General features: G+C 60.5%; 26 protein-coding genes. 3 read left to right on the forward strand and 23 right to left on the reverse strand.

The features are described from left to right. Nucleotide 1: 1 nt before the first annotated feature. The 8 genes from pabC to QOL84_RS26080 form a co-directional block, all read right to left on the reverse strand. Nucleotides 2-817 carry an aminodeoxychorismate lyase gene (gene pabC / locus QOL84_RS26045; RefSeq protein ID WP_283439095.1) on the reverse strand — a complete coding sequence of 272 codons (816 nt, stop codon included), beginning with the start codon at nt 815-817 and terminating at the stop codon, nt 2-4. Further along, nucleotides 817-2,061 carry a beta-ketoacyl-ACP synthase II gene (fabF, locus tag QOL84_RS26050; protein WP_053122604.1) on the reverse strand — a complete coding sequence of 415 codons (1,245 nt, stop codon included), beginning with the start codon at nt 2,059-2,061 and terminating at the stop codon, nt 817-819. Before fabF ends, pabC begins: the two co-directional genes overlap by 1 nt. A 111-nt stretch (nt 2,062-2,172) precedes the next feature. After that, nucleotides 2,173-2,409: an acyl carrier protein gene (gene acpP, locus QOL84_RS26055; RefSeq protein WP_003442511.1), complete on the reverse strand. Its 237-nt coding sequence runs from the start codon at nt 2,407-2,409 to the stop codon at nt 2,173-2,175. 196 nt (nt 2,410-2,605) lie between these two features. Next, the gene (fabG, locus tag QOL84_RS26060; protein ID WP_007908254.1) at nt 2,606-3,349 is read right to left on the reverse strand and encodes a 3-oxoacyl-ACP reductase FabG; all 744 of its coding nucleotides are present in this window, start codon (nt 3,347-3,349) and stop codon (nt 2,606-2,608) included. A gap of 16 nt (nt 3,350-3,365) precedes the next feature. Continuing rightward, nucleotides 3,366-4,304, reverse strand: a complete 939-nt coding sequence (gene fabD / locus QOL84_RS26065) for an ACP S-malonyltransferase (protein ID WP_283439096.1) — start codon at nt 4,302-4,304, stop codon at nt 3,366-3,368. A 123-nt stretch (nt 4,305-4,427) separates the two neighbouring features. Then, a complete protein-coding gene (gene plsX / locus QOL84_RS26070) occupies nt 4,428-5,438 on the reverse strand; it encodes a phosphate acyltransferase PlsX (RefSeq protein ID WP_283439097.1) in 1,011 nt (336 codons plus the stop codon). 4 nt (nt 5,439-5,442) lie between these two features. Then, nucleotides 5,443-5,625, reverse strand: a complete 183-nt coding sequence (gene rpmF, locus QOL84_RS26075; RefSeq protein ID WP_008152339.1) for a 50S ribosomal protein L32 — start codon at nt 5,623-5,625, stop codon at nt 5,443-5,445. A 13-nt stretch (nt 5,626-5,638) separates the two neighbouring features. After that, nucleotides 5,639-6,166, reverse strand: a complete 528-nt coding sequence (locus tag QOL84_RS26080) for a YceD family protein (RefSeq protein ID WP_007908248.1) — start codon at nt 6,164-6,166, stop codon at nt 5,639-5,641. Between the two features lie 105 nt (nt 6,167-6,271). Here QOL84_RS26080 and QOL84_RS26085 point away from each other — a divergent pair, with 105 nt between their 5' ends. Beyond that, a complete protein-coding gene (locus tag QOL84_RS26085) occupies nt 6,272-6,850 on the forward strand; it encodes a Maf family protein (RefSeq protein WP_283439098.1) in 579 nt (192 codons plus the stop codon). A gap of 94 nt (nt 6,851-6,944) precedes the next feature. On the opposite strand, the gene sppA is transcribed toward QOL84_RS26085, so the two are convergent. Genes sppA through rluC form a run of 3 tightly spaced genes read right to left on the reverse strand, consistent with a single transcriptional unit; the run spans nt 6,945 to nt 9,567 of the window. Further along, nucleotides 6,945-7,934, reverse strand: a complete 990-nt coding sequence (gene sppA / locus QOL84_RS26090; RefSeq protein ID WP_283439099.1) for a signal peptide peptidase SppA — start codon at nt 7,932-7,934, stop codon at nt 6,945-6,947. A 24-nt stretch (nt 7,935-7,958) separates the two neighbouring features. Then, nucleotides 7,959-8,621, reverse strand: coding sequence for an HAD-IA family hydrolase (locus QOL84_RS26095; protein WP_283439100.1), 663 nt, complete (start codon nt 8,619-8,621; stop codon nt 7,959-7,961). Further along, nucleotides 8,608-9,567, reverse strand: a complete 960-nt coding sequence (gene rluC / locus QOL84_RS26100; RefSeq protein WP_129395030.1) for a 23S rRNA pseudouridine(955/2504/2580) synthase RluC — start codon at nt 9,565-9,567, stop codon at nt 8,608-8,610. Before rluC ends, QOL84_RS26095 begins: the two co-directional genes overlap by 14 nt. 699 nt (nt 9,568-10,266) lie before the next feature. Here rluC and rne point away from each other — a divergent pair. Beyond that, the gene (gene rne / locus QOL84_RS26105) at nt 10,267-13,491 is read left to right on the forward strand and encodes a ribonuclease E (RefSeq protein ID WP_283439101.1); all 3,225 of its coding nucleotides are present in this window, start codon (nt 10,267-10,269) and stop codon (nt 13,489-13,491) included. A gap of 124 nt (nt 13,492-13,615) precedes the next feature. On the opposite strand, the gene QOL84_RS26110 is transcribed toward rne, so the two are convergent. The 12 genes from QOL84_RS26110 to QOL84_RS26165 form a co-directional block, all read right to left on the reverse strand. After that, nucleotides 13,616-14,206, reverse strand: coding sequence for a nucleotidyltransferase family protein (locus tag QOL84_RS26110; protein ID WP_283439102.1), 591 nt, complete (start codon nt 14,204-14,206; stop codon nt 13,616-13,618). Then, on the reverse strand, nt 14,203-15,183 hold the full coding sequence (locus QOL84_RS26115) for an XdhC family protein (protein ID WP_283439103.1): 981 nt from the start codon (nt 15,181-15,183) through the stop codon (nt 14,203-14,205). The genes QOL84_RS26110 and QOL84_RS26115 overlap by 4 nt, the downstream gene beginning before the upstream one ends. Next, on the reverse strand, nt 15,183-17,504 hold the full coding sequence (locus tag QOL84_RS26120; protein WP_283439104.1) for a xanthine dehydrogenase family protein molybdopterin-binding subunit: 2,322 nt from the start codon (nt 17,502-17,504) through the stop codon (nt 15,183-15,185). Before QOL84_RS26120 ends, QOL84_RS26115 begins: the two co-directional genes overlap by 1 nt. Beyond that, complete coding sequence (locus QOL84_RS26125) at nt 17,501-17,971, reverse strand: (2Fe-2S)-binding protein (RefSeq protein ID WP_008086294.1); 471 nt, start codon at nt 17,969-17,971, stop codon at nt 17,501-17,503. Before QOL84_RS26125 ends, QOL84_RS26120 begins: the two co-directional genes overlap by 4 nt. 480 nt (nt 17,972-18,451) lie before the next feature. Then, a complete protein-coding gene (gene murB, locus QOL84_RS26130) occupies nt 18,452-19,471 on the reverse strand; it encodes a UDP-N-acetylmuramate dehydrogenase (protein WP_283439105.1) in 1,020 nt (339 codons plus the stop codon). Further along, a complete protein-coding gene (locus QOL84_RS26135; protein WP_283439106.1) occupies nt 19,468-19,932 on the reverse strand; it encodes a low molecular weight protein-tyrosine-phosphatase in 465 nt (154 codons plus the stop codon). The genes murB and QOL84_RS26135 overlap by 4 nt, the downstream gene beginning before the upstream one ends. Next, nucleotides 19,932-20,696, reverse strand: a complete 765-nt coding sequence (gene kdsB, locus QOL84_RS26140; RefSeq protein ID WP_283439107.1) for a 3-deoxy-manno-octulosonate cytidylyltransferase — start codon at nt 20,694-20,696, stop codon at nt 19,932-19,934. Before kdsB ends, QOL84_RS26135 begins: the two co-directional genes overlap by 1 nt. Then, complete coding sequence (locus QOL84_RS26145; RefSeq protein ID WP_003174668.1) at nt 20,693-20,878, reverse strand: Trm112 family protein; 186 nt, start codon at nt 20,876-20,878, stop codon at nt 20,693-20,695. The genes kdsB and QOL84_RS26145 overlap by 4 nt, the downstream gene beginning before the upstream one ends. Nucleotides 20,879-20,900: 22 nt before the next feature. Further along, complete coding sequence (lpxK, locus tag QOL84_RS26150; protein ID WP_283439108.1) at nt 20,901-21,911, reverse strand: tetraacyldisaccharide 4'-kinase; 1,011 nt, start codon at nt 21,909-21,911, stop codon at nt 20,901-20,903. Further along, nucleotides 21,911-22,339: an ExbD/TolR family protein gene (locus QOL84_RS26155; protein WP_103307264.1), complete on the reverse strand. Its 429-nt coding sequence runs from the start codon at nt 22,337-22,339 to the stop codon at nt 21,911-21,913. The genes lpxK and QOL84_RS26155 overlap by 1 nt, the downstream gene beginning before the upstream one ends. Then, the gene (locus tag QOL84_RS26160; protein ID WP_129395040.1) at nt 22,336-22,971 is read right to left on the reverse strand and encodes a MotA/TolQ/ExbB proton channel family protein; all 636 of its coding nucleotides are present in this window, start codon (nt 22,969-22,971) and stop codon (nt 22,336-22,338) included. Before QOL84_RS26160 ends, QOL84_RS26155 begins: the two co-directional genes overlap by 4 nt. 101 nt (nt 22,972-23,072) lie before the next feature. Next, complete coding sequence (locus QOL84_RS26165; RefSeq protein ID WP_283439109.1) at nt 23,073-25,307, reverse strand: DNA internalization-related competence protein ComEC/Rec2; 2,235 nt, start codon at nt 25,305-25,307, stop codon at nt 23,073-23,075. Between the two features lie 136 nt (nt 25,308-25,443). On the opposite strand from QOL84_RS26165, the gene QOL84_RS26170 reads away from it, so the two are divergent. Then, entirely contained in the window at nt 25,444-25,962 is a 519-nt protein-coding gene (locus QOL84_RS26170) for a DUF2062 domain-containing protein (RefSeq protein WP_129395042.1), read from the forward strand. Nucleotides 25,963-26,017: the final 55 nt, after the last annotated feature.

The following is a 26,017-nucleotide window of genomic DNA, read 5'->3' on the forward strand; positions in this document are numbered from 1 at the left end:
ATCAGGCATCCAGTAGGGCGCGGGCAATGGTTTGCAGTTTACGGGTGAGCGGGCCAACCGGCCAGCTCAGTGCAGCGTAGGCGCGTACCGGCCAGACGCCATAAACGCTGTTGCAGACAAATACTTCATCGGCCCATTGCAGCTGTTCGAGGCTGATGTCGGCGATTTGCGTGGGGATAGCCAATGACTCGGCCTGAAACAATATTTCGGCGCGCATCACCCCGGCCACGCCGCAACGCTTCAAGTCCGGCGTGAGCAACACACCGTCACGCAGCAGAAACAGATTGCTGAAAACACCTTCGATGACTCGACCGGCCTGATCGAGCATCAAGCCTTCGGCGTGTTCGCTGTCCTGCCATTCGGCACGGGCGAGAACCTGTTCCAGTCGATTGAGGTGTTTGAGTCCGGCGAGCAATGGCTGATGAGACAACCGCGTGCTGCACGGAAACAGGCGAATGCCTTGCTCCGCGTTTACAGCGGGGTAAGCCGCCGCAGGGTTGCCTTGCAGAATGCGTCGGCCCGGCGCCGTAGGATCGGGTGCATAACCGCGCAAACCGTCGCCACGGGTGAGGATCAGCTTGAGCACGCCCTCACCCATCGCTGCGGCGTAGCTCAGCAGTTCTTGGCGAACCAGTTGGATATCGGCGGCGATGGCCAGACGCAAGCAGCCATCGGCCAGTCGCACCAGGTGTCGATCGAGCAGAACGGGCTGGCCGTCATGCACAGCGATGGTCTCGAACAGACCATCGCCGTAAGCCAGGCCACGATCTTTCAGCGACAGACTGTCAGCCGGTTGACCGTCGACCCAGCTGTCCATCAGCCTGCAAACCGGCGGAATGCCAGGGTGCCGTTAGTGCCGCCAAACCCGAAGGAGTTGGACAGCACGACGTCGATGTCCATGTTGCGCGCAGTGTGCGGCACAAAATCGAGATCGCAGCCTTCGTCCGGCTCGTCGAGGTTGATGGTCGGCGGTGCGACCTGGCTGTTGATCGCCAGCACACTGAAGATCGCTTCGACCGCGCCTGCCGCACCCAGCAAGTGACCGGTCATCGACTTGGTCGAGCTGACGGCCAGTTTGTAGGCGTGCTCACCGAACACCGACTTGATCGCGTTGGCTTCGGCAAGGTCGCCGGCCGGAGTCGAAGTACCGTGGGCGTTGATGTACTGCACCTGATCGACGTTGATTTTCGCATCGCGCAGCGCATTGGTGATGCAGCGTGCGGCACCGGCGCCGTCGGCGGGTGGCGACGTCATGTGGAAGGCATCGCCACTGGTGCCAAAGCCGATCAGCTCGGCGTAGATGGTCGCACCGCGCGCCTTGGCGTGTTCCAGCTCTTCGAGAACCAGTGCACCGGCGCCGTCAGACAGTACGAAGCCGTCACGGCCCTTGTCCCATGGACGGCTGGCGCGGGTCGGTTCGTCGTTGCGCGTCGACAGCGCACGGGATGCGCCGAAGCCACCCATGCCGAGACCGCACGCGGCCATTTCGGCACCGCCGGCAATCATCACGTCGGCTTCGTCGTACATGATGTTGCGCGCCGCCATGCCGATGCAGTGCGTACCGGTGGTACATGCGGTGGCGATGGCGTAGTTAGGTCCCTGTGCGCCCAGATGGATCGACAGGAAACCGGAAATCATATTGATGATCGAGCCTGGCACGAAGAATGGCGAGATTCGACGCGGGCCCGTCTCATGCAGGGTACGGCTGGTTTCTTCGATGTTGGTCAGACCACCAATGCCCGAACCCATGGCCACGCCAATGCGTTCACGGTTGGCGTCGGTGACTTCCAGGCCGGAATTGCGCACGGCCTGAAAGCCGGCAGCGAGACCGTACTGAATGAACAGGTCGAGCTTGCGCGCTTCCTTGACCGATAGGTATTCCTCGACATTGAAGCCCTTTACCGAGCCGCCAAAGCGGGTGGAATAGGCAGAAAGGTCGGTGTGTTCGATCAGACCAATGCCACTGCGGCCAGCCAGAATGCCCTGCCAACTGCTCGGCACATCCGTGCCCAGTGGCGACAACATACCCATACCGGTGACTACGACGCGTCTACGCGACACAGCACTCTCCTTTTTCAAATGACGACGACTTTGCATCAGACCTAAAGAAAAAACCGCACGCCATGATGGCAGTGCGGTTTTTCCATGACAGCAAACAACGATTACAAGCTATTACGCCTGATGGTTGGTAACGTAATCGATTGCAGCTTGTACAGTAGTGATCTTCTCAGCTTCTTCGTCAGGGATTTCGGTCTCGAATTCCTCTTCCAGAGCCATCACCAGCTCAACGGTGTCAAGGGAGTCGGCACCCAGGTCTTCTACGAAGGAAGCGGTGTTAACCACTTCTTCTTCTTTAACACCCAGTTGCTCGGCAACGATTTTCTTGACGCGCTCTTCGATGGTGCTCATACCTTGTTTTCACTCCTAATGGACAAATTCAGGCAGCTGGCCAGTGGGTAAGTGTATAGAAAGACTTTTCAGTTTTTCAACTGAAAGCTTCACTCCTCAAACCCTGCGGCCCTCTGCCTATAAATAGATTGCAGCTTTATAACGGATTTTAGACAGCTCGTATGACATTTTTTTGAAGCAATCCGTCACATTTTACTTACATGTACATCCCACCGTTCACCGGGATTGTAGCCCCAGTGACGTATGCCGCACCGTCGGATGCAAGAAAAGCGACCACAGACGCGATCTCTTGAGCTTGCCCCAGACGACCCAGCGGAATCTGCGTCTGCAAGGCTTCACGCTGTGCTTCAGGCAGCTCGCGGGTCATATCGGTGTCGATAAACCCTGGGGTTACCGAGTTGACCGTAATCGAACGCGAACCGACTTCACGCGCCATTGCACGGCTGAAACCTTCCAGACCGGCCTTGGCGGCTGCATAGTTTACTTGGCCAGCGTTGCCCATGGCACCCACCACCGAGCCAATACTGATAATTCGACCCCAACGTGCCTTGGTCATACCGCGCAAAACGCCCTTGGACAGGCGGAATAGACTGTTCAGGTTGGTATCGATCACGTCGTACCACTCATCGTCTTTCATGCGCATCATCAGGTTATCGCGGGTGATACCGGCATTATTGACCAGGATCGCCACCGGCGCACCGAACTGCTCCTGAATGCTCGCCAGCACTGCGCTGACCGATTCATCGCTGGTAACGTTCAGCTCAAGGCCAGTGCCCTGAATACCGTTTTCCTTCAGGGTTGCCGCAATGCGCTCAGCGCCCGAAGCGGAAGTCGCGGTGCCAATAACGATGGCGCCCTGACGACCCAGTTCCAGTGCGATAGCCTGGCCGATACCGCGGCTTGCGCCGGTGACCAGTGCAACTTTACCTTGCAGACTCATGCAAGTTTCTCCTGATTCAGGCTTGCGCTGCACGGGCGGCAGCGAAAGCGTCTGGGGTATTGAGGTTGGAAGTCGCGACGCCTTCGGCGCAACGTTTGTTCAGACCGGCCAGCACTTTGCCCGGGCCGCATTCGACCAGATCGGTCGCGCCTTTGGCAGCGAGAGTCTGTACCGACTCGACCCAGCGCACTGGCTTGTAGAGTTGTTCGAGCAGATCGCGCTTGAGGGTTTCCAGATCAGCCGGCACTTGCGCGCTGACGTTCTGTACGACCGGGATTTGCGGCGCCTGCCAGTCGATGGCGGCGATGGATTCGGCAAAACGCTCAGCGGCCGGACGCATCAGTTCGCAGTGCGACGGCACGCTGACTGGCAACGGCATGGCACGCTTGGCGCCACGCGCCTTGCAACCTTCAATGGCGCGCTCGACAGCAGCCTTGGCGCCGGCGATCACTACCTGGCCCGGGGAGTTGAAGTTCACTGCACTGACCACTTCGCCTTGTGCAGCTTCTGCGCAGGCTGCCAGCACGTCAGCATCTTCCAGACCGAGAATGGCAGCCATGCCACCCTGCCCGGCCGGAACGGCTTCCTGCATCAGTTGACCACGGCGCTCAACGAGCTTGACCGCGTCAGCCAGTGTCAGGCTGCCAGCGGCAACCAGCGCGCTGTATTCACCCAGGCTGTGACCGGCAACAAAAGCCGGACGCGCGCCACCTTCAGCCAGCCACAGACGCCACAGGGCGATCGAAGCGGTCAGAATGGCCGGTTGGGTCTTGTCGGTTTGATTGAGCAGCTCTTCCGGACCCTGCTGGGTCAGCGCCCACAGGTCGTAACCCAGAGCATCGGATGCTTCTTTGAAAGTTTCGAGGATCAACGGGTATTGCGCGCCCAGCTCGGCCAGCATGCCGAGGGACTGCGAACCCTGTCCTGGAAAGACGAATGCGAGGGAAGCAGACATGTAACAAGCCCCTAATGATCTTGTCGTCGGAAAATGACGCCCCACGTGGGGACGCAAGAAACTGACAGTTGGATGGCCCTTTGAACCGGGCGGTCACATTTAAGCATTGTCCGACGAAAACGCCTAAGACAACAAATCCTCCAGGCGACCGTGAAGGCGCCCGGGCAGATTCTCCTGAATCTCGATCAGCGCCCGCTGAATCGCACTCTGAAAGCCCTGAACCCCGGCCGAACCGTGACTTTTCACGACGATGCCCTGCAAGCCGAGAAAGCTTGCGCCATTATGTCGCGCCGGCGCCAGGTCCGCCTGCAAGCGCTTCATCAATGGCAGCGCCAATGCACCGACAACACGTGAGGCGAAGTTCTTTTTGAACAGCGCCTCGATGCGCGCCGCGATCATCGTCGCCAGGCCTTCGCTGGATTTCAGCAGTATGTTGCCGACAAAACCGTCGCACACCACCACGTCAGCCTCCCCGCGATACAACCCGTCGCCTTCGATGAAGCCGATGTAGTTGATGCCGCGAGCCGCCTGCAACAGCGTCGCTGCCAGCTTGACCTGCTGATTGCCCTTGATGTCTTCGGTACCGATGTTCAGCAGCGCGACGCGCGGGCGATGGATACCCAGCGTCTGCGCTGCCACCGAGCCCATCACGGCAAACTGCAGCAGATGCTCGGCAGTGCAATCGACATTGGCGCCGAGATCGAGCAACTGACAAAAACCCTTCTGCGTCGGAATCGCCGCAACCATCGCCGGACGGTCTATACCCGGTAACGTTTTCAGGACGAAGCGCGACAGCGCCATCAGCGCACCGGTGTTACCAGCACTGACACACGCCTGAGCCTTGCCGTCACGCACCCGTTCGAGAGCGACACGCATCGACGAATCCGGCTTGCCACGCAGGGCCTGGGCAGGTTTTTCGTCCATGGTGATGACTTCGCTGGCCGCAACAATCGTCAGGCGCGCGCGATCGGCAGCCGATTGGCCGTGGATCAGCTCTTCAAGAAGGGAGGGTTGACCGACGAGGGTCAGGTGCAGCGAGGGCGTAGCAGACAGGCAAGCAAGGCTGGCCTGAACAATGCTGCGGGGACCGAAGTCCCCGCCCATTGCGTCAATCGCGATGACTTGAGCAGACAAGTGATTACTCGTCAGCGCCCTTGTCGATCACTTTACGGCCACGGTATACGCCTTCTGGCGATACGTGGTGACGCAGGTGAATTTCACCGGTGGTTTTTTCTACAGACAGAGTGCTTGCCGTCAGGGCATCGTGCGAACGACGCATGTCACGGGCAGAGCGGGATTTTTTGTTCTGCTGAACAGCCATAATTGATTAACTCCTAAACGTTTGGGTCACGCTTTAACTGCGCCAATACACTGAACGGGTTGGACCGCGTTGACTCGTCCTCGCTCGGTTCGGGCTCATCGAGACCCGCCGGCTGCTGGCATTCTTCCGGATGATGAGCAGGCACAATGGGCAAGGCGAGCAGAAGCTCCTCCTCGATCAGTGACTGCAGATCCAATGGATCTTCGCCCAGTTCCAGCACGTCATAACCTTTCGGCAACGACTGGGTATTCGCACCCTCTTTCACCACAGCATAACTGCATTCGCTGTGGATCGGCAGGGTGACCAGCTCAAGACAACGCTGGCAAACCATTTTGACCTCGGTGTCGATAAAGCTGTGGATTACCACAGATTTACGTTCATCTCGTTCAAAAACGAATTTCGCCTGCACCGTACCGACATTGTCGGAAAGCGGGTCGCAGAGTCTCTCCAAATCGGCCAGCAGCATTTCACCTTGAAGGGTGGTGCCACGATCAGCCAATTTGCGCGGGTCAACGTGAGGTGGAATCGGGTCATTCAACATAGGCGCAGCATTATAGGGATGCACCCACCCATGTCAAAGGAAATTGTGCCCTGTCCGTCACTTGCGTGCCTCCGCTAGAATTCGCACCTGCCTCAGGAGACGTGAATGCTGCCTTTATTACTCGCTTCAAGCTCGACCTATCGTCGCGAATTGCTCGCCCGTCTGCACCTGCCGTTCGTCTGCAGTTCGCCGGATATCGATGAAAGCCATCGCCCGGGCGAGTCCGCCATCGAACTGGTCAAACGCCTCGCCGAGCAAAAAGCCCGGGCATTGGCTGACAGTCACCCCGCCCACCTGATCATCGGCTCGGACCAGGTGGCCGTGCTCGGCGAGCAGATCATCGGCAAGCCGCACACCTTCGAGAAGGCCCGCGAGCAACTGATGGCGGCCAGCGGCGCCAGTGTGACCTTCCTGACCGGCCTGGCCCTGCTCAACAGCCAGACAGGCGAGTGCCAGGTCGACTGCGTGCCGTTTACCGTGCATATGCGCCAACTCGACCAGGCGCGCATTGAGCGCTATCTGCGCATCGAGCAGCCATATGACTGCGCAGGCAGCTTCAAGGCGGAAGGACTGGGAGTGAGCCTGTTTCAGTCGACCGAAGGCCCGGACGCGACCAGCCTCATCGGCTTGCCGCTGATTCGGCTGATCGACATGTTGCTGTCTGAAGGTGTGCAGATCCCTTAACGCAAAAGATCGCAGCCTGCGGCAGCTCCTACATGGGAATGTAAAACCCTGTAGGAGCTGCCGCAGGCTGCGATCTTTTGATCTTTACAACGAATCAGCGCAACGAAGGCCCATGGAAACCCATCCACATCGCCAACTGCTCAGCCACACTGGCACCGAGCTTCTTCGAGAAGCGATCAAACGGCGATTCCTGAACGGTGAAGTCCACCAGCTCCTTCTCGCCAATCACATCGCGCGCCACAGAGCTGGCATTGCCCAGCCCGTCGATCAAGCCCAGCGGCAGCGCCTGCTCGCCTGACCAGACCAGCCCGGAGAACAACTCCGGATGCTCTTTGTCCTTCAAGCGATCGCCACGCCCCTGCTTGACGCTGTTGATGAACTGCTTGTGCGTCGTATCCAGCACACTCTGCCAGAAGGCCGTCTCTTCAGGCTTCTGCGGCTGGAACGGATCGAGAAACGACTTGTGCTCGCCCGAGGTGTAAGTGCGACGCTCGACGCCTAGCTTCTCCATGGTGCCGACAAAACCGTAACCCGCCGCCGTCACACCAATGGAGCCGACCAGACTCGCCTTGTCGGCGTAGATCTGATCCGCTGCACTGGCGATGTAATAGGCACCGGACGCACCGAGATCGGAAATCACCGCATACACTTTGATATCCGGATGCAGACCACGCAGACGCTTGATCTCGTCATAGACATAACCCGACTGCACCGGACTGCCGCCAGGGCTGTTGATGCGCAGGATGACGCCCTTGACCTTCTTGTCCTCGAACGCGGCACGCAGGCTGCCGACGATGTTGTCGGCACTGGCCGGTTCCTTGTCGGCGATCATTCCGGTGATGTCGATCAACGCGCTGTAATTCGGCCCGCGCGTGGCGCTTTTTTCCATGTCCATCAGCGGCGTGAACAGAATCAACGCCACAAACAGATAAACAAACGTCAGCAGCTTGAAGAAAATCCCCCAGCGACGCGAGCGACGCTGCTCCTGCACGCCAGCCAGCAGCGTTTTTTCCAACAGCTTCCAGCTTTTCTGGTCACCGTCGTCGGCACTTGCCTTGGCCGGTGCTTTCCATTCGTCGGTCATGCCATCCACCCCAGCAAAAACGTATTAAGCCTGCTGCGCCAGCCAGGCATGCAATTCAGAAAAACGGTCGATCGACAGGCGCGGCTCGAACTGCTGCAGCGATTCGATCGATTGCGCGCCGTAACTGACCGCCACCGAATCCATCCCGGCGTTACGCGCCATCAGCAGATCGAACGACGAGTCACCAACCATCAATGCCTGCTCCGCACGCACACCACAATGCGCAAGGATCTGTTCCAGCATCAGAGGGTGCGGCTTGCTCGCAGTTTCATCGGCAGCACGGGTGATATCGAAATATTCTTCCCAGCCATTGGCCTTGAGCACGCGATCCAGCCCGCGACGATTTTTGCCGGTCGCCACAGCCAGGTGATAACCCTGCTCGCGAAAGGACGCCATCGACTCGACGACGCCTTCGAACAACGGCGAAGGCACGGCTTCGGCGGCGATGTAGTGATCGGCGTAATACTCGCGAAACAAGGTCATTTCAGCGTCGCTGATTTGCGGATACAAGGTGCGGATCGCCTCGGGCAGACCCAGGCCGATGATGCCTTTTACGGCGAAATCATCACGCAACTCGAAGCCGGAACGCCCGGATGCAGAGTGCATCGCCTCGACGATCCGATGAATTGAATCGGCCAGCGTGCCGTCCCAATCGAAAATCAGCAGCTTGTAATCAGATGGGCGCACTCAATCGCTCCACGGTTTTGGCCCACATTTCGTCGACCGGTGCTTGCAAGGTCAGCTTGCCACCGTCCGGCAGCGGCACGGTCAGCATGTAGGCGTGCAGAAACAGACGCTTGCCGCCCAGATCGCGGATTTCCTTGGTGAAACCCTCATCGCCATACTTGCTGTCGCCAGCAATGCAATGGCCAGCATGCAGAGTGTGCACGCGAATCTGGTGGGTACGACCGGTAACCGGCTTGGCCTCGACCATGGTGGCGAAATCACCGAAGCGGCGCAGCACCTTGAACATCGTCAGGGCTTCTTTGCCTTCTTCGTTGACCTCAACCATGCGCTCGCCAGAACGCAAATTGCTCTTGAGCAATGGCGCGCTGACTTTCTTGATCGAGGTCGCCCAGTTGCCGCGCACCAGCGCCATGTAGCGTTTGTCGACGCCGTCGCCGCGCAATTGCTCGTGCAAGTGGCGCAACATGCTGCGCTTTTTCGCGATCATCAGCAGGCCGGAGGTGTCACGGTCGAGACGGTGCACCAGTTCCAGCTCTTTGGTATCGGGGCGCAACTGACGAAAGGCTTCGATGACGCCGAAATTCAAGCCGCTGCCGCCGTGAACCGCAATGCCTGCGGGCTTGTTGATCACGATCAGGGCTTTGTCTTCGAAGACAATCGAGGCTTCCAGGCGCTGCAACAGGCCTTGGGCCAGTGGCACCGGTTCGTCGCGCTCAGGCACGCGAACGGGCGGCACGCGCACGATATCGCCGGCCTGCAGCTTGTATTCGGGCTTGATCCGACCTTTGTTCACACGCACTTCGCCTTTACGCAAAATCCGGTAAATCAAGGTCTTGGGCACGCCTTTGAGCCGGGCGAGGAGAAAATTGTCGATTCGTTGGCCGGCATACTCCGGCGAGACTTCAAGCAATTGAACGCCTGGAGTCGAAGGGGCAGTAGTTGTCATGCCGCGGATGATAACAATTTTTATGGAATTGAAGCACTTAATCATTGCTGCTATAGTCGCGAACGCCGCCAAAAGCGGCCTGGACAGAGGAATCACGGTCAAAAACCGGCCCTGACCAACGCAATTCACCAGGACGCGAGGCCGTCCTACGGGGCTTTCGCTACGTAACGGTGGAGTTTGCAGTTGTAACAAGCGCAGGTGACATGAGGCCTGAATTACACCGTCGAGCAGAGTTTTTACTCGCCTGACAGGCACACATTCAAGGCCAGTTCACAAAGTGCAGTCAGCTGCAGATGACCCCGAGCGAAAGCTTCGGAAACATCGCCTGAATTAGCCATGATGCGTGACCTCCCCTATCGGAGCTCACGGTAAATGCCAACCCGCTGCGGATTCTGCGCGCGGCAGCACCCGAATTATCAGGGATACGTGTAGGGTGGAGATGCACAACCGCTGGACTGTGTAGCAATAGGCTTTATCAAGACGCTTCATCTCGTCCACAGCCGCTGGTTGATTCCTCCTCCTGACTGAGTGCTTAAGTAGCCACAGCAAGCAGGACGCGTACGTCGCGATATCGGCCCAATTGGTCGCACATCGCTGGACACGGGAATGGCCAACCACTCCCGACGCACCTGACACCGACCGTGAGAAGTCGTGTGTGCCGAACGCCGTTTCCGGCAGCCCGGAAACCGACGGTACTACATGAAAAGAATGCTGATTAACGCAACTCAACCCGAAGAGTTGCGTGTTGCACTGGTAGATGGCCAGCGCCTCTACGACCTGGACATCGAATCCGGTGCACGCGAGCAGAAGAAGGCCAACATTTATAAAGGCCGCATCACTCGCATCGAACCAAGCCTTGAGGCTGCCTTTGTCGATTTCGGCTCTGAGCGCCATGGCTTCCTGCCCCTCAAAGAAATCTCCCGCGAATACTTCAAGAAAGCCCCTGAAGGCCGCGTCAACATCAAGGACGTCCTGAGCGAAGGCCAGGAAGTCATCGTTCAGGTCGAAAAAGAAGAACGTGGCAACAAGGGCGCAGCCCTGACCACCTTCATCAGCCTGGCCGGTCGTTACCTCGTGCTGATGCCGAACAACCCGCGTGCCGGTGGTATCTCCCGTCGCATCGAAGGCGAAGAACGCAACGAACTGCGTGAAGCGCTGAACGGCCTGGTTGCACCGGCCGACATGGGTCTGATCGTGCGCACTGCAGGCCTTGGCCGCAGCAGCGAAGAAATGCAGTGGGACCTCGATTACCTGCTGCAACTGTGGACCGCTATCAAAGAAGCATCGCTGGATCGTTCCGCGCCATTCCTGATCTACCAGGAAAGCAACGTGATCATCCGCGCCATCCGCGATTACCTGCGCCAGGACATCGGCGAAGTGCTGATCGACAGCGTTGAGGCCCAGGACGAAGCCCTGACCTTCATCCGTCAGGTAATGCCGCAGTACGCCAGCAAGATCAAGCTGTACGAAGACAGCGTGCCGCTGTTCAACCGTTTCCAGATCGAAAGCCAGATCGAGACCGCTTTCCAGCGCGTCGTTGAACTGCCTTCTGGCGGCTCCATCGTTATCGATCCGACCGAAGCCCTGGTGTCCATCGACATCAACTCGGCGCGCGCCACCAAAGGCAGCGACATCGAAGAAACCGCTCTGCAGACCAACCTTGAAGCCGCCGAAGAAATCGCCCGTCAGTTGCGCCTGCGCGACATCGGCGGCCTGATCGTCATCGACTTCATCGACATGACCCCTGCCAAGAACCAGCGCGCCGTGGAAGAGAAAGTCCGCGAATGCCTGGAAGCCGACCGCGCTCGCGTGCAGATCGGCCGTATCTCGCGCTTCGGCCTGCTGGAAATGTCGCGTCAGCGTCTGCGTCCATCGCTGGGCGAAAGCAGCGGCATCGTCTGCCCGCGTTGCAACGGCACCGGCATCATCCGTGACGTTGAATCGCTGTCGCTGGCGATCCTGCGCCTGATCGAAGAAGAAGCCCTGAAAGACCGCACTGCCGAAGTTCGCGCACAAGTGCCGATCCCGGTGGCCGCGTTCCTGCTCAACGAAAAACGCAACTCGATCACCAAGATCGAACTGCGCACCCGTGCCCGTATCGTCATCCTGCCGAACGATCACCTCGAAACGCCGCACTTCGAAGTGCAGCGTCTGCGTGACGACAGCCCGGAAGCCGCGACCAACCAGTCCAGCTACGAAATCGCTGCTGCCGCTGCCGAAGTCGAAGAAGTCCAGCCAGCCGCTGCGACCCGCACCCTGGTTCGCCAGGAAGCCGCGGTCAAGACTGCACCGGCCCGCGCCAACGCTCCGGTTCCAACCGAAGCCGCCGCCGCTCCGGCTGCACCGGCACCGGCGCCAGTCGCCGTGCCAGAGCCAAGCCTGTTCAAAGGCCTGGTGAAATCGCTGGTCAGCCTGTTCGCCACCAAAGAAGAGCCAGCCGCTCCGGTTGCCGTTGAAAAACCGGCTGCCGAGCGTCCGGCCCGCAACGAAGAGCGTCGCAACGGTCGTCAGCAGAGCCGCAACCGTAACGGTCGCCGCGATGAAGAGCGCAAGCCGCGCGAAGAACGTGCACCACGTGAAGAACGTGCACCGCGCGAGCCGCGTGAAGAGCGCGCGCCACGTGAAGCCCGTGAGCCGCGTGAAACTCGCACCGAAGCACCGGTAGCCCGCGAAGAGCGCGCACCACGTGCCCCGCGTGAAGAACGTGCACCACGTGCTCCGCGTGAAGATCGCAAGCCACGTGGCGAGCGTGAAGAACGCGTACGTGAACTGCGCGAGCCGCTTGACGCCGTTCCGGCTGCTGCAGCTGCCGTTGCCGTAACTGCTGAAGAGCGTCCAGCCCGTCAGCCACGTGAAGAGCGCGCACCGCGTCCGCCGCGTGAAGAGCGTCAACCACGCGCCGAGCAGGCCGTTGCTGCCGTTGCCGAAGAAGAAGTGATCACTGCTGAAGAGCAACTGCCGGAAGACGGTTCGGAGAACGCCGAAGGCGATCGTCCACGTCGTCGCTCGCGCGGCCAGCGTCGTCGCAGCAACCGTCGTGAGCGTCAGCGTGATGCCAACGGCAACGTGATCGAAGGTTCGGAAGAATCCGACTCCGAGTCCGAAAATGCTGAAGAGCCAAGCACTGCCGATCTGGCTGCCGGCCTCGCAGTAACTGCCGCGGTTGCCAGCAGCGTGATCAGCGCTCCGGCTGAAGCACAGGCCCACGAGCAAGCTGAACGCGCCACTGCCGCTGTGCAGGAAACTGCGCCAGTGGAAGCGCCGGTTGTTGAAGCGACCACTCCGGTAGAAGTGATTGCTGCTCCGGAAGTCGAAGTGGCACCGGTTCAGGAAACCCTGCCTCAGGTCGAGCCAGCACCCGTTGTGGTTGCCGAGTCGACGGTTGAAACCGTTGCTGAAACCGTGACCGAAACCGTGCGTGAAGTTCGTGAAGAACAGACCGCCTTCAACTGGGTTGCCGAGCCGGCTGTGACCGAAGCACCAGCACCTGTTGCTGAAGCTGAAGTCCCGCAAGCCATGGTTTCCGAGCCCGTGGTTGCGGCCGCCGAACCTGCTCCAGCGCCAGTCGTTGAAGCTCCGGTGGTTGAAGCGCCTGCAGTTGAAGTGCCGGTAGTTGCCGAAGCCCCAGCTCCAGTAGTTGAAGCACCGGCTCCGGTCAGCGCCCTGGCAGCAAACGGCCGCGCGCCAAACGATCCACGTGAAGTGCGTCGTCGCAAGCGTGAAGAAGAGCGTCTGCAGAAGGAAGCCGAACTGGCTGCCGCTGCTGCTCCGGTAGCTGAAGTGGTCGAGGCAGCTCCTGCCCCGGTCGCTGAAGAGGCGGTTGTTGAGGCGGTCATCGCTGAAGCACCACGCTCCGTTCAGGACGCGGTAGAGCATCACCAAGAGGCCGAGGAAAAACAACACGAGCCTAAACCTCTCGTGTAATTCCCGAAGCCGTTAAAAAGCCCCGCCCGGTGAAAACCAGGCGGGGCTTTTTTATGCCCTTTTATAAGATCAAAAGATCGTCCGAAGGCTCGGGCCGCGTTCGGACGATCTTTTGATCTTGCTGTTATTTAAAAACCAATGCCTGCGGTACATCGATATCCCACAACACCCCGGGATCATCCACCGTCACCTCAATCACCCGGCCCTGCTTGAACAACGGCCGAGCCCCGCGATCACCGCTCAGCGCCAGCAACCCCGCACCAAACGACCGGCCAAACCCCACTGGATGCCCAAATTCGCCATCCTGCACCGGCACGCTCACCGCATCATCAGCTATGGCTGCGATCACCCGCTCAATACTCGACGGCAAGATAAACGGCATATCCCCCAGCACAATCAGCCAGCCATCGGCCTCCAGACAAGTGGCGACACCGGCGGCAATGCTGTCGCCCATCCCGGTTGTCCCGATCGTCACCACCTCACAGCCATAAGCCTGCGCCATGCGCATCGCTTGCGGTCGTTCTTGCGTAGTGACCAAGACGCGCTTATCAAGACTCGCCGGCAGATTCACCAGCACCTGCTCGATCACTGAACGCACCGCGCCGTCGCGACCGGTGCAATCAGCCAGCAACTTGTCTTTGTCCGCGCCCGCCACCTGACGAAAGCGACTGCCCTCGCCCGCCGCCAGCACTATCACTGCGATGGATCGACTCATGCGCCCTCCATTGATTTTTTCTGTTTCAACTCGACGCCGTTCTTGATCGCGACGATTTCCGCCAGCAAGGACAAGGCGATCTCCGCCGGCGAATGACTGCCGATATGCAAACCGATGGGGCCGTGCAATCGATCAATCGCCTCCACCGACAAGCCTAGCTGAGCGAGATTCTCCCGGCGCTTCAGACTGTTGACCCGCGAACCGAGCGCGCCGACATAAAAGGCTGGCGAATCCAGCGCCGTGAGCAGTGCCATGTCATCCAGCCGTGGGTCATGCGTCAACGCGACAATCGCCGTACGTTCGTCGGTCTGAATGCTCAGCACCGCTTCATCCGGCATGCCTGCGACGAAGCGACCGTGATGCTCTTCCCAGCCATAAACGAATTCAGTGCGCGGATCACAGATCAACACTTCGAAATCGAGCAGCCGCGCCATGTCCGCCACATAGCGCGACAATTGCCCGGCGCCGATCAACAACAATCGCCAGCGCGGGCCGTAGATCGCGCGCAAGGTCTTGCCGTCGAATTCGAGCGAATCGGTTTTGCTCGCCGCCGACAGCACAACCTCACCGGTGTCGATGTTCAGCTCACGGGCGACGATTTCATGCGCCTCGCAACGCGCCAGCAGTTCGGCGACCCACGCGGGATCGCCGATCCGCTCTTCAGTCAGGCGCAGCGTACCGCCACACGGCAAACCAAACCGCGCAGCTTCTTCACGGGTGACACCGTAGGTGATCAGTTGCACCGGCGGGCCATCGCTGGCGATACGCCCGTCGTGCAGACGCGCGATCAAATCATCTTCGACACAGCCACCCGACACCGAGCCGATCACCACGCCATCCTCGCGCAATGCCAGCATCGCACCGGGCGCCCGGGGCGCGGTGCCCCAGGTCTGCACGACACTGAACAGCACCACCCGTTGCCCGGCGCGGCGCCATTCGAGAACGCTGCGCAGGACATTGAGGTCGACGCTGTCCATTACGCCTCTGCCTTCTGCCAGCCTTGCAACTGATAACGCACCGGCAGATTGCGGATGCGCTTGCCGGTAGCGGCGAAGATCGCATTGCACAGCGCCGGCGCTATTGGCGGCACACCCGGTTCACCAACACCGCCCAGCGGCACGTCGCCCGGCGGCGTCACCAGGTGCACCGCGACCTCCTTCGGCGCCAGCGACATGCGCGCTACTTCGTACATGTGGAAGTTGTCCTGCTGGACCTTGCCGTCCTTGAAGCTGATTTCACCCAGCACCGCGTTACCCAAGCCCATCACGCAAGCGCCTTCGAACTGCGAGCGAATGCGCTCAGGGTTGATCTGCGGCCCGCAATCCACGGCGATATCTGCCTTGTGCACGATCAACGTGCCGTCGTCTTTAACTTCGACTTCGATCACCGCCGCCACGTAAGTGACGAAGCTGTAATGCACTGCCAGCCCGAGACCACGGCCCTTGGCCAGTTTGCGCCCCCATCCGGCAGCTTTCGCGGCAGTTTCCAGCACGGCGCGCATACGTCCGGTATCGATCGGATAACGCTCGGGAGATTCGCCGTAGTTCCACTCCTCGCTCAGCGTGCGCGGGTCAATCTGGCGATCAGGGCCAAGGAGTTTGATCTGGTACTTGAGAGGATCTTCACCGGCCTTGTGCGCCAGTTCATCGACAAAACTCTGGATCGCGAAACCATGGGGAATGTTCGATACCGAGCGATACCAGCCAACCCGCGTGTGCACGCTAGCCTCGGGATTTTCCAGGCGCACATTGGGGATCGCATAAGCCATGTTGGTGAAGCCCATGCCCAGTTCGAATGCCGCTTCATGGTTCATGCCCGGCGCGAACAGCGCGGTGATGCTCGGCGCCACGGTGCGATGCAACCAGCCGGACGGCATGCCGTCCTTGCCGACGCCAGCCTTCAGGTACTCGGCAGACACGGTATGAAAATACGAGTTGTGGATGTCGTCCTCGCGCGTCCACTGCACCCGCACGGCTTTGCCGGGAAACTCCTTGGCGAGGACCGCCGCTTCGACGACGAAATCCGGTTTCGACTTACGCCCGAAACCCCCTCCAAGCAGCGTGACATTAAAGGTGACGTTGTCGAACGGCAGGCCAAGGCGCTCGGCAATTCGCTCACGGGTAACTTGCGGCGCCTGACTCGGCGCCCACGCTTCACAGACGCCGTCCTTGTAGCGGGCGATAGCAACCATCGGCTCCATCGGTGCCTGCGCCAGATGCGGCAAATAGTAGGACGCTTCGAGGGTGCTGGCCGCGCTGCTCAAGGCCTTGTCGATATCACCGGTGTTGCGCACCACTTTGCCGGGTTTCAGCGAAGCGGCTTCCAGCTCCTTGCGATAGGCAATCGAGTCGTAACTGGCATTCGGGCCGTCATCCCATTCGATCTTCAGCGCCTCACGGCCCTTGATCGCCGCCCAAGTATTGCTGGCCACCACGGCCACACCACCTAACGGCTGAAACTCGGAAGGTATCGGACGGCTTTCGATCTGGATGACTTTGAGTACGCCGGGGACTTTCAGCGCGGCGCTGTCGTCGAGTGATTTGACCTTGCCGCCATACACCGCCGGACGGGCAATGGTCGCGTACAACATGCCGTCGAAATGCACGTCGGCGCCATAGACCGCGCGCCCATTGACGATGTCTGCACCGTCGATGGCCTTGGTGCCTTCCTTGCCGATATAGCGAAATTCCGACGGTTGCTTGAGGCGCAGACTGTCACGCGCTGGAACCGCCAATGCACTGGCTGCCGCGGCCAGTTCGCCATAACCCAGCTCGCGCCCGGACGGTGTATGAAGGACTTTGTGCAATTGCGCGCGGCATTCGCCGACCGGGACTTGCCACTGCGCAGCCGCAGCCTGCTCGAGCATCGTCCGCGCTGCTGCGCCACAACGCCGCATCGGTTCGTACCAGTGACGCATGCTGCGCGAACCGTCGGTGTCCTGGTTGCCGAAACGCAGTTCATCGCCCGGCGCCTGCTGCACTTTGACCTTGGCCCAATCGGCGTCCAGCTCATCGGCGACGACCATGCTCAGACTGGTGCGCACGCCCTGACCCATCTCCGAGCGGTTGCACACGACGGTAACACTGCCGTCGGCGGCAATGCTCACATAGACTTTCGGATCGTCGATCCAGCCATTGGGCATGCCATCGGCGCCGAACTGCTTCGGCTTGTCTTCGGCCAATGCGTCCTGCCAACCCCAACTTGCGGCCAGCACCAATGCGCCCGTCGCGCCGACGCCCTTGAGGAAACCCCGGCGACTGAGATTGCTCAGGGCGAAATCATTCGGCAGGCGGCTCATGCCTTGGCCTCCTTCAGATGCGTGGAAGCCTGGCGGATCGCGGTTTTGATGCGGTTATAAGTGCCGCAGCGGCAGATGTTACCGACCATCGCTTCTTCGATCTGCTCATCGCTCGGGTTCGGGTTGGTCTTGAGCAACGCCGTGGCCGACATGATCTGGCCGCCCTGACAGAAACCACATTGCGCGACCGCCGTGTCGAGCCAGGCTTGCTGAACGACTTGCCCGACGGGGTCGGCATGCAGGTTGTCGATGGTGGTGACGTTCTGCCCGATCACCGAGCCGATCGGCGTGATGCAACTGCGCGCCGGCAGACCATCGATGTGAATGGTGCAGGCGCCGCACAGGCCCATGCCGCAGCCGAATTTGGTGCCGTTGTAGCCGGCGACGTCACGGATTGCCCAGAGCAGCGGCATGTCTTCCGTGACATCGAGTGGATGGTCCTGGCCATTGAGTTTCAGGGTAATCATGGGCACGCCCGCATATTTTTGGTGGTTATGGGGTCGAGCAATCTGCCGCCGTTGAATCAGCGGTGGTTCACGCAGATCGACTCAGGCTAATCGGCCGATACACATCAGTGAAGCTGAACACTGAACCTGTGGCGAGGGAGCTTGCTCGCGCTGAACGGCGCAGCAGTTCTCTGCTTTGAGCGAGGGGCGCTGCGCATCCCAGCGGGAGCAAGCTCCCTCGCCACAGAATTCATCGCTTGCTGATCTGCATCTGACCGGAGGCTCTCTTGTGCCGACGCGAACGTCTGCACCGGGCCTTTGGTGGAGCAAATGACGGTTATCGTTAGCTCGCTAAGTTAACCCAGCGTTAACAAAAAAGCCCTGCTGAGACAGGGCTTTTCAGTTGCAAGCTTTTAGCTACAAGCTGCAAGTAAAAGCAGTAGCTGGATCATGCTGCAGAGATTGTAGCTTGAAGCTCGTAGCTTGAAGCTCGCCGCTGCTTCAATACCGATTGGGCTCCATCTCCAGGTCGACATTGAAACGTTCGGCAATGTCTTTCTGGATACGCTGCGCCAGATCGAGCAATTGCAGGCCGGTTGCCGCGCCGTAATTGACCAGCACCAACGCCTGCAATTTATGCACGCCGGCGTCGGCTTCGCGGAAACCTTTCCAGCCAGCACGCTCGATCAGCCAGCCCGCCGCCAGTTTCATCTGCCCGTCCGCTTGTGCATAGGCCACCACGTCCGGGTGCTGCTGTTTGATCTGCGCGACGATGGCCGGCGACACCAGCGGGTTCTTGAAGAAGCTGCCGGCATTGCCGAGCACCGCCGGATCCGGCAATTTCTCGCTGCGGATGCTGCAAATGGCACGGCTGACGTCGGTCGGCGTCGGTTGTTCGATGCCCTGCTCGGTCAGGCGCTGACGCACCGGGCCGTATTCCAGGTGCAGATGGGCGACTCGATCCAGTTTTAAACGCACGCGCAGAATCAACCAACGCCCCGGCTGCTGTTTGAACAGGCTGTCGCGGTAGGCGAAGTTGCACTCTTCGAGACTGAAGTCGCGCAGCTCGCCGGTCTGGCGATCCAGTGCGGTCAGCCCGGCGAACACATCCTTGATCTCGACACCGTAGGCACCAATGTTCTGCATCGGCGCAGCGCCAACGGTGCCGGGAATCAGGCTGAGGTTTTCCAGTCCGGAAAATCCTAGCGCCAGCGTGTGCTGCACAAACGCATGCCACGGTTCGCCCGCTTCCGCCTCGATCACCACGCGGTTGCCGTCATCGCTGACAACGCGAATGCCACGGGTGGCCATGCGCAGCACCAGCGCCGCAATGTCAGCGGTCAGCAGCAAATTACTGCCGCCGCCGATCACCAGCAACGGCACGTCGTGAGCAGTGGAATAAGCCAGTGCTTCACGGACATCGGCGTCGCTATGGGCTTCGGCGAACAGTTGCGCGCGAACATCCACGCCAAAACTGTTGAACGGCTTCAGGGAAACCTGCGGTTGCACCTGCAAACTCATAACCGGCCCTTCACTTCGATCAACAATTGGTCACACGCAGCTTCAATCAGATCGAGCACCTGCTCGAAACCTTGATCGCCGTCGTAATACGGGTCCGGCACTTCATCGACCAGCCCTGCATAGCGACGCAAGAACAAATCCAGTTCGGCCTTGCCGGTGGAAGGCTGCAAAGCCTTGAGGTTGCGCAGGTTGCTGTTGTCCATCGCCAGAATCAGATCGCAACTGGCGAAATCGGCGCGAGTGACCTGCTGCGCGCGTTGCGCCGACAGGTCATAGCCGCGCACCTTGGCGGCGGCCTGGCTGCGTTTGTCCGGCGGATTGCCGACGTGCCAGTCACCGGTGCCGGCGGAAGCCACTTCGACCTGATCCGCCAGCCCCGCAGCGCGCAGCTTGTGGCGCAACACACCTTCGGCCGTGGGCGAACGGCAAATATTGCCCAGGCACACAAACAGAACGCGCATCAGGCCTCCAGCAGGCGACGAACGCGCTCGAGGTCTTCAAGCGTGTCGACACCGGTCGGCGGCGCGATCAACGCATCAGCGACATGAATACGCACGCCGTGCCACAGGGCACGCAGTTGCTCGAGCGATTCGGTGTTTTCCAGCCAGCACGGGCCCCAGCTCACGAAGTCCTGGAGGAAACCGGCGCGGTAGGCATAAATGCCGATGTGACGACGGTATGGCACGCCTTGCGGCAATTGCTCGCGGCTCTTGGCGAACGCATCGCGCGCCCACGGCAAGGTCGCACGGCTGAAGGTCAGCGCCAGACCGTTGAGGTCGCTGACGACTTTGACCACGTTCGGGTTGAACAGGGTGTCGACGTCTTCGATCGGCTCGGCCAGCGTGGCCATGCGCGCTTCAGTGTGGGCGGCGAGGTTGGCGGCGACCTGATCGATCACGCTTGGCGGAATCAGCGGCTCGTCGCCCTGCACGTTGACCACGATCGCGTCGGGCTCAAGGCCCAGTTTCGCCGCGACTTCAGCCAGACGATCGGTGCCGGAGTTGTGATCTTCACGGGTCAGCACCACTTCGGCGCCAAAGCCTTTGCAGGCCTCGACGATGCGCGCATCGTCAGTCGCAACCACCACACGGGTGGCGCTGCTTTTGCTCGCCTGTTCCCAGACATGCTGGATCATCGGCTTGCCGGCGATGTCCAGCAACGGCTTGCCCGGCAGGCGGGTCGAGGCGTAACGCGACGGGATGACAACGGTGAAGGCGGTGGTCATTTATCCAGACGCTCGTCGGTGGTCAGGGTGCGCGCTTCGCTTTCGAGCATCACCGGGATGCCGTCGCGGATCGGGTACGCCAGGCCGGCGCCCTTGCTGATCAGTTCGGTCTTGTCGGCGCTGAGCTTGAGCGGGCCTTTGCAGATCGGGCACGCGAGGATGTCGAGCAATTTGGTGTCCATGAACATTCCCTGGATAAAAGAGTTAAGGCAAAAGCCGATCCGGCAGCAGGCGCATCAACTGTGTGTCGAACCAGGCCACGAAGGCCGGCGACGGCACGGCATCGACCGCCAGATACCACCAGTCGGCAGCAGCGAAGGCACGGCACTTCACCGCGTCCTTTTCGGTCATCACCAACGGCAACGACGGTGTGAAATTCAAGGCCTGCACGCTGTATTCGGCGTGGTCGGCAAACGCATGCGGGACTGTTCGCCAGTCTAGCGCTTCGAGGGTATTGAAGAAACGTTGCGGATTACCGATCCCGGCGACCGCGTGTACGGCCTGACCCGTCGGAAAATGCTCGAGCGGCTTGCGCTCGCCACTGCGCAAATTGACCAGCGCGGTGGGTTGCAGGCGGAAAGCGAAGCCGTCGTCGCGGTCTTCAGTGGCACCGTTGAACAGTACGCCGTCGACGCTTTGCAGACGTTCGATCGGCTCACGCAACGGCCCGGCCGGCAGGCAGCGTTTGTTGCCGAGGCCACGGGCGGCGTCGATCAGCACCAGCTCCAGATCCCGCGCCAGACGATAATGCTGCATACCGTCATCGGAGAGGATCAGATCCAGCGGTTCGCTGGCGAGCAAGGCTTTGACGGCGGCGCTGCGATCGGGGTCGATCATCAACGGCACGCCGGTGCGCTGGACGATCAGCAGCGGCTCGTCACCGGCGATGTCAGCGGTTTGCTCGGCCTCAACGCGCCACGGCAATTGCGGTGGCTTGGCGCCGTAACCACGACTGACCACGCCGACACGCAAACCGCTGCGCCGGCAGTGTTCGATCAGCCAGAGAATCATCGGTGTCTTGCCGGTGCCGCCAACAGTGATGTTGCCGACCACAATCAAAGGCACCGGTGGCTGATAGATCTCACCCTCACCGTCGAGAAAACGCTGACGTTTGTTGACCACCACGCGGCGATACAACAATTCCAGCGGCCGCAGCAGCGCCAGGGCCGGGTGCCCCTGATACCACGCGGCGAGCAAACGATCGGCCAGGCTCATCAGGATTTCGGCGCAGCCTCAACCGTGGTCATGCGCAGATGGCTGAAACCGAGCTTGCCGGCCGCGTCCATGGCGGTGATCACTGATTGATGCTGAGTCTTGCCATCGGCACTGATCGACAACGGCATGTTGGTGTCACCGTTGGATTCTTTCTGCATCGCGTCCATCAGGGTCGCCAGATCGTTTTTCGGCAGAACCTTGTTGTTCACCGAAAACACGCCTTCAGCGCTGATGGCCACGTCGATCTGCTTGAGTTGCTGATCTTCGGCCGGCGAGCCGCTGACCGCTTCCGGCAGATCAACGCGCAGCTGGGTTTCGCGGGTAAAAGTCGTGGTCACGACGAAAAACAGCAACAGGATAAACACCACGTCGATCAGCGACGCGAGGTTGATGTCTATCGTTTCCCGAGGTTTGCGACGGAATTTCACGCGCGCCCCTCGGTCAGGTCGACGTCACGGTCGCCCTGCACCACTTCAACCAGTTTGATCGCTTCCTGTTCCATGCCCACCACCAGTTCGTCGATGCGGCGTTGCAGGAACCGGTGGAAGAACACTGCTGGAATACCGACCATCAGGCCTGCAGCGGTGGTAATCAGTGCCTTGGAGATACCACCGGCCAAAACCGAAGCGTTGGTGGTCATGCCGGAACCGGTGAAGGCGCTGAAAATATCGATCATGCCCAGCACGGTGCCGAGCAGTCCGAGCAACGGCGACATGGCGGCGATGGTGCCCAGCGCGCTGACGTAGCGCTCGAGTTCATGAATCACCCGCGCGGCGGCCTCTTCAATGCACTCTTTCATGATCTCGCGACCATGCTTGGAGTTGGCCAGACCGGCGGCGAGGATTTCCCCCAGCGGCGAGTTGGCGCGCAATTCCTTGAGTTTTTCTTTATTGAGCTGTTTGTCCTTGATCCAGACCCAGACCTGACCCAACAGGTGCTCGGGGGTGACGCGACTGGCGCGCAGGGTCCACAGGCGTTCGGCGACAATCGCCATCGCCGCGATGGAACTCAGAATGATCGGCAACATCATCCAGCCGCCGGATTTGACCAATTCCCACACAGTGACAGTCCCCTCGAAAAAGTGCGCCACTTTACCATACCGGTCAGCGATTAAGACCCGCCGCCCCGACGACCGTGACGGGGTATTCGCCGGCGCCCCGATCAACGGGCGACTGCGGGCGGATCGCGCCAGAAACGCCGCTGTTGACGCATCGTCCACGGAGGTTTGAAGCGGCCCAATTGCAGATGAATGGCGCCTTGTTCAGCGCTGTCATAAATGCGCAGACCCTGTTTGCGATAACGCGCGAGCACGGTCGGGTGCGGATGGCCGAAGGAGTTGCCGTGGCCCCGGGAAATCAGCACCGACTCGGGCTGCAACGTTTTCAGCAGGGCCATGGATGAAGAGCTGCGGCTGCCATGATGCGGCGATTGCAACCATTGCGTCGGCACCGCCAGCGGGCTGTCGAGCAGGCTACGTTCCGCGTGGGTATCGATGTCGCCGGTCAGCAGGATGCGCTCGCCATTGGCTTCGATCTGCAATACGCATGAACGCTGATTGCTGTCCTCGGCATCCGACCATTGCCAGAGCTGAAAATGGACGCCGTCCCATTGCCATTGCCGACCGGTTTCACACTCTTCGGCACGCAATGCGGCGGGCAATCCCGGCGGATCGCCGCTGACCACCCGACGCAGGTTGATCCCGCGCATCAGCGCCAGCGCGCCGCCGGCATGATCGGCGTCCGCGTGGCTGAGCAACATCAGATCAATTTTTGCCACGCCCAGCTTGTGCAAGGCTGGCAATACCACGCGCTCGCCGAGGTCGAACTCGCCAAAGCGTGGGCCTGCGTCGTAGAGCACGGTGTGATGACGGGTACGGATCAGGATCGCCAGGCCCTGGCCGACATCGAGTTGCCAGATGTCGGCCATTCCTTCGGCGAGCCGTTCGCGCGGCGGCACCAGCAGGATCAGCAGCAACGGCCAGCCCAATACACGCATCGGCACACCGCGCGGCAACAGCAACAGCAAGGCGCCGAGACTGCCCAGCGCCCAGACCCACACCGGCAATGACGGGCCAATCCAAGCGGGCCATTGCCCGGCGATCACAGCCAGGCCGCGAAACAGCCAATCGACTAAGCCACCGGCCAGCCACAACAAACCTTCACCGATATAAGGCACCGGCAACAACAGCGTCCCGAGCAATGCCGGCGGCAGTACCACGAGACTGACCCAAGGCACCGCGAATAGATTGGCCAGCGGTCCGCTCACGCTGATCGGCAAATTCAGCGCCAACAGCACCGGGCACAGGCCGATCGCAATCAACCATTGCGCCCGCGTCCAGGTCTGCCACCAGCGCCACGGGCCCAGCCGCGCGCCAAACGTGAAAATCAGCACCGCCACCGCCGCGAAGGACAACCAGAAGCCGGGACGCAGACTCGCCAGCGGATCGAACAGCAGCACCGCGTTGAATGCGAGCAACAATGGCCACCACGCACCGAGATGGCGAAAACGCAGACGCCACAGCAGCACCAGCGCGACCATCACGCAGGCGCGCTGCACCGGCACGTCGAACCCGGCAAGCAATCCATAACCGAGCGCTGCCGCCAATGCCAGGCCACAGGCCCACGGCAGCCAAGGCCAACGCAATGGCCATATTCCAAGGCGCGCCAGCCCGGCAATCAATCCGTACATCAGCGCCGCCAGCAAACCGATGTGCTGGCCGGAAATAACCAGTAAATGCACGGTGCCGGTGTCCTGCAGAACTTGCCAGTCTTCGCGACTGAGGCCCGAACCGTCCCCCAGCACCAGCGCGGCCAGTGCGCCGCCGCGCCCTTGCGCATCCACCTCAAGCAAGCGCTGCCGGATGCTGTCCCGCCAGGCACCGCGAGCCGGCGCCAGACGCTGGCCATCCTTGATCGTCCCGGTCGCACCGATGCGTTGCGCCAACAGCCACGCTTCATAATCGAAGGCGTCCGGATTGAGCAAACCGACGGGACGTTTCAGCTTCACCGCCAGTCGCCAACGCTCGCCGCTGTTGACCGTAGGCCCGGCGTACCACGCCAGACGCATTAATGTCGGCAGCTTGTCGTGACGCGAGCGTGCATCAGCCAACTCGAAGCGCACCACGCCATCGCCGCTCTGCGGCAGCCCGACCACTCGTCCTTCCAGCCAACGGGTCTCGCCATCCAGTGCGACGGGTAACCGATCGCCCAGCGCCCACTGCGCGCTGACGCACGTCCACGTCAAGCCAAACAACAGAAAGACCAATGGATAGCTGCGAAACGGCAGCACCAGCAAACCTGCGACCGGTAACGCCAGCATCAACCAGACCGGCGGTAAGGCCGGCATAAAAACCGGGGCCAGCAAACCGACTGCCAGCGCCATCATCCCTGTGCGCATAAGCCCGTCCTTGAGAGTCCCGCACTTAGGCATAGCGGGTGTTCGACAGGAGCGTCGTCAACAATTGTCACAAAGTCTGAATGGGCCGCTCGTAGAATCCAGACATACTTGCCGCCTTAACCGACCGAGAAGCCTTATGCCCCGGCGCTTATTCAAACGTTACATGCCCGATCCGACGAGCATCAGGGAACACAAATCCTTACGCTTTCTCGGCAAGTTGCTGCATGACCCGAACCTCTGGCACCTCAATCGTCACTCGGTCGCCCGGGCGATGGCGGTTGGCCTGTTTGCCGCGTTCCTGCCGATTCCCGCGCAGATGCTGGTGGCTGCAGCGCTGGCCATCACGGTGCGGGGGAACATGCCGATTGCCGTTAGCCTGGTCTGGCTGACCAACCCGATCACCATGCCGGCGGTATTCTTTTGCACCTATCAGGCCGGGGCGTGGTTGATGGATGTGCCCGCGCGGCATCTGCCCGATGAGCTGACCTGGGAATGGATCAGCAGTCAGCTGTCGACGCTGTGGCAGCCGTTTTTGCTCGGTTCGGTGGTGTGCGGCCTGGTACTCGGTGCGCTGGCCTATTTCGTGGTGATGATGTATTGGCGCTGGTGGGTGGCGCGGCAGTGGGCGCGGCGCAAGAAAAACCGAAAGCCCTGAACGCAAAACGGCCTCCGCAATGGGAGGCCGTTTTGTTTTGTGCTGTCGGACACGA

The organism is Pseudomonas helmanticensis (assembly GCF_900182985.1).
In the GTDB taxonomy this organism is placed as follows: Bacteria; Pseudomonadota; Gammaproteobacteria; order Pseudomonadales; family Pseudomonadaceae; genus Aquipseudomonas; species Aquipseudomonas helmanticensis.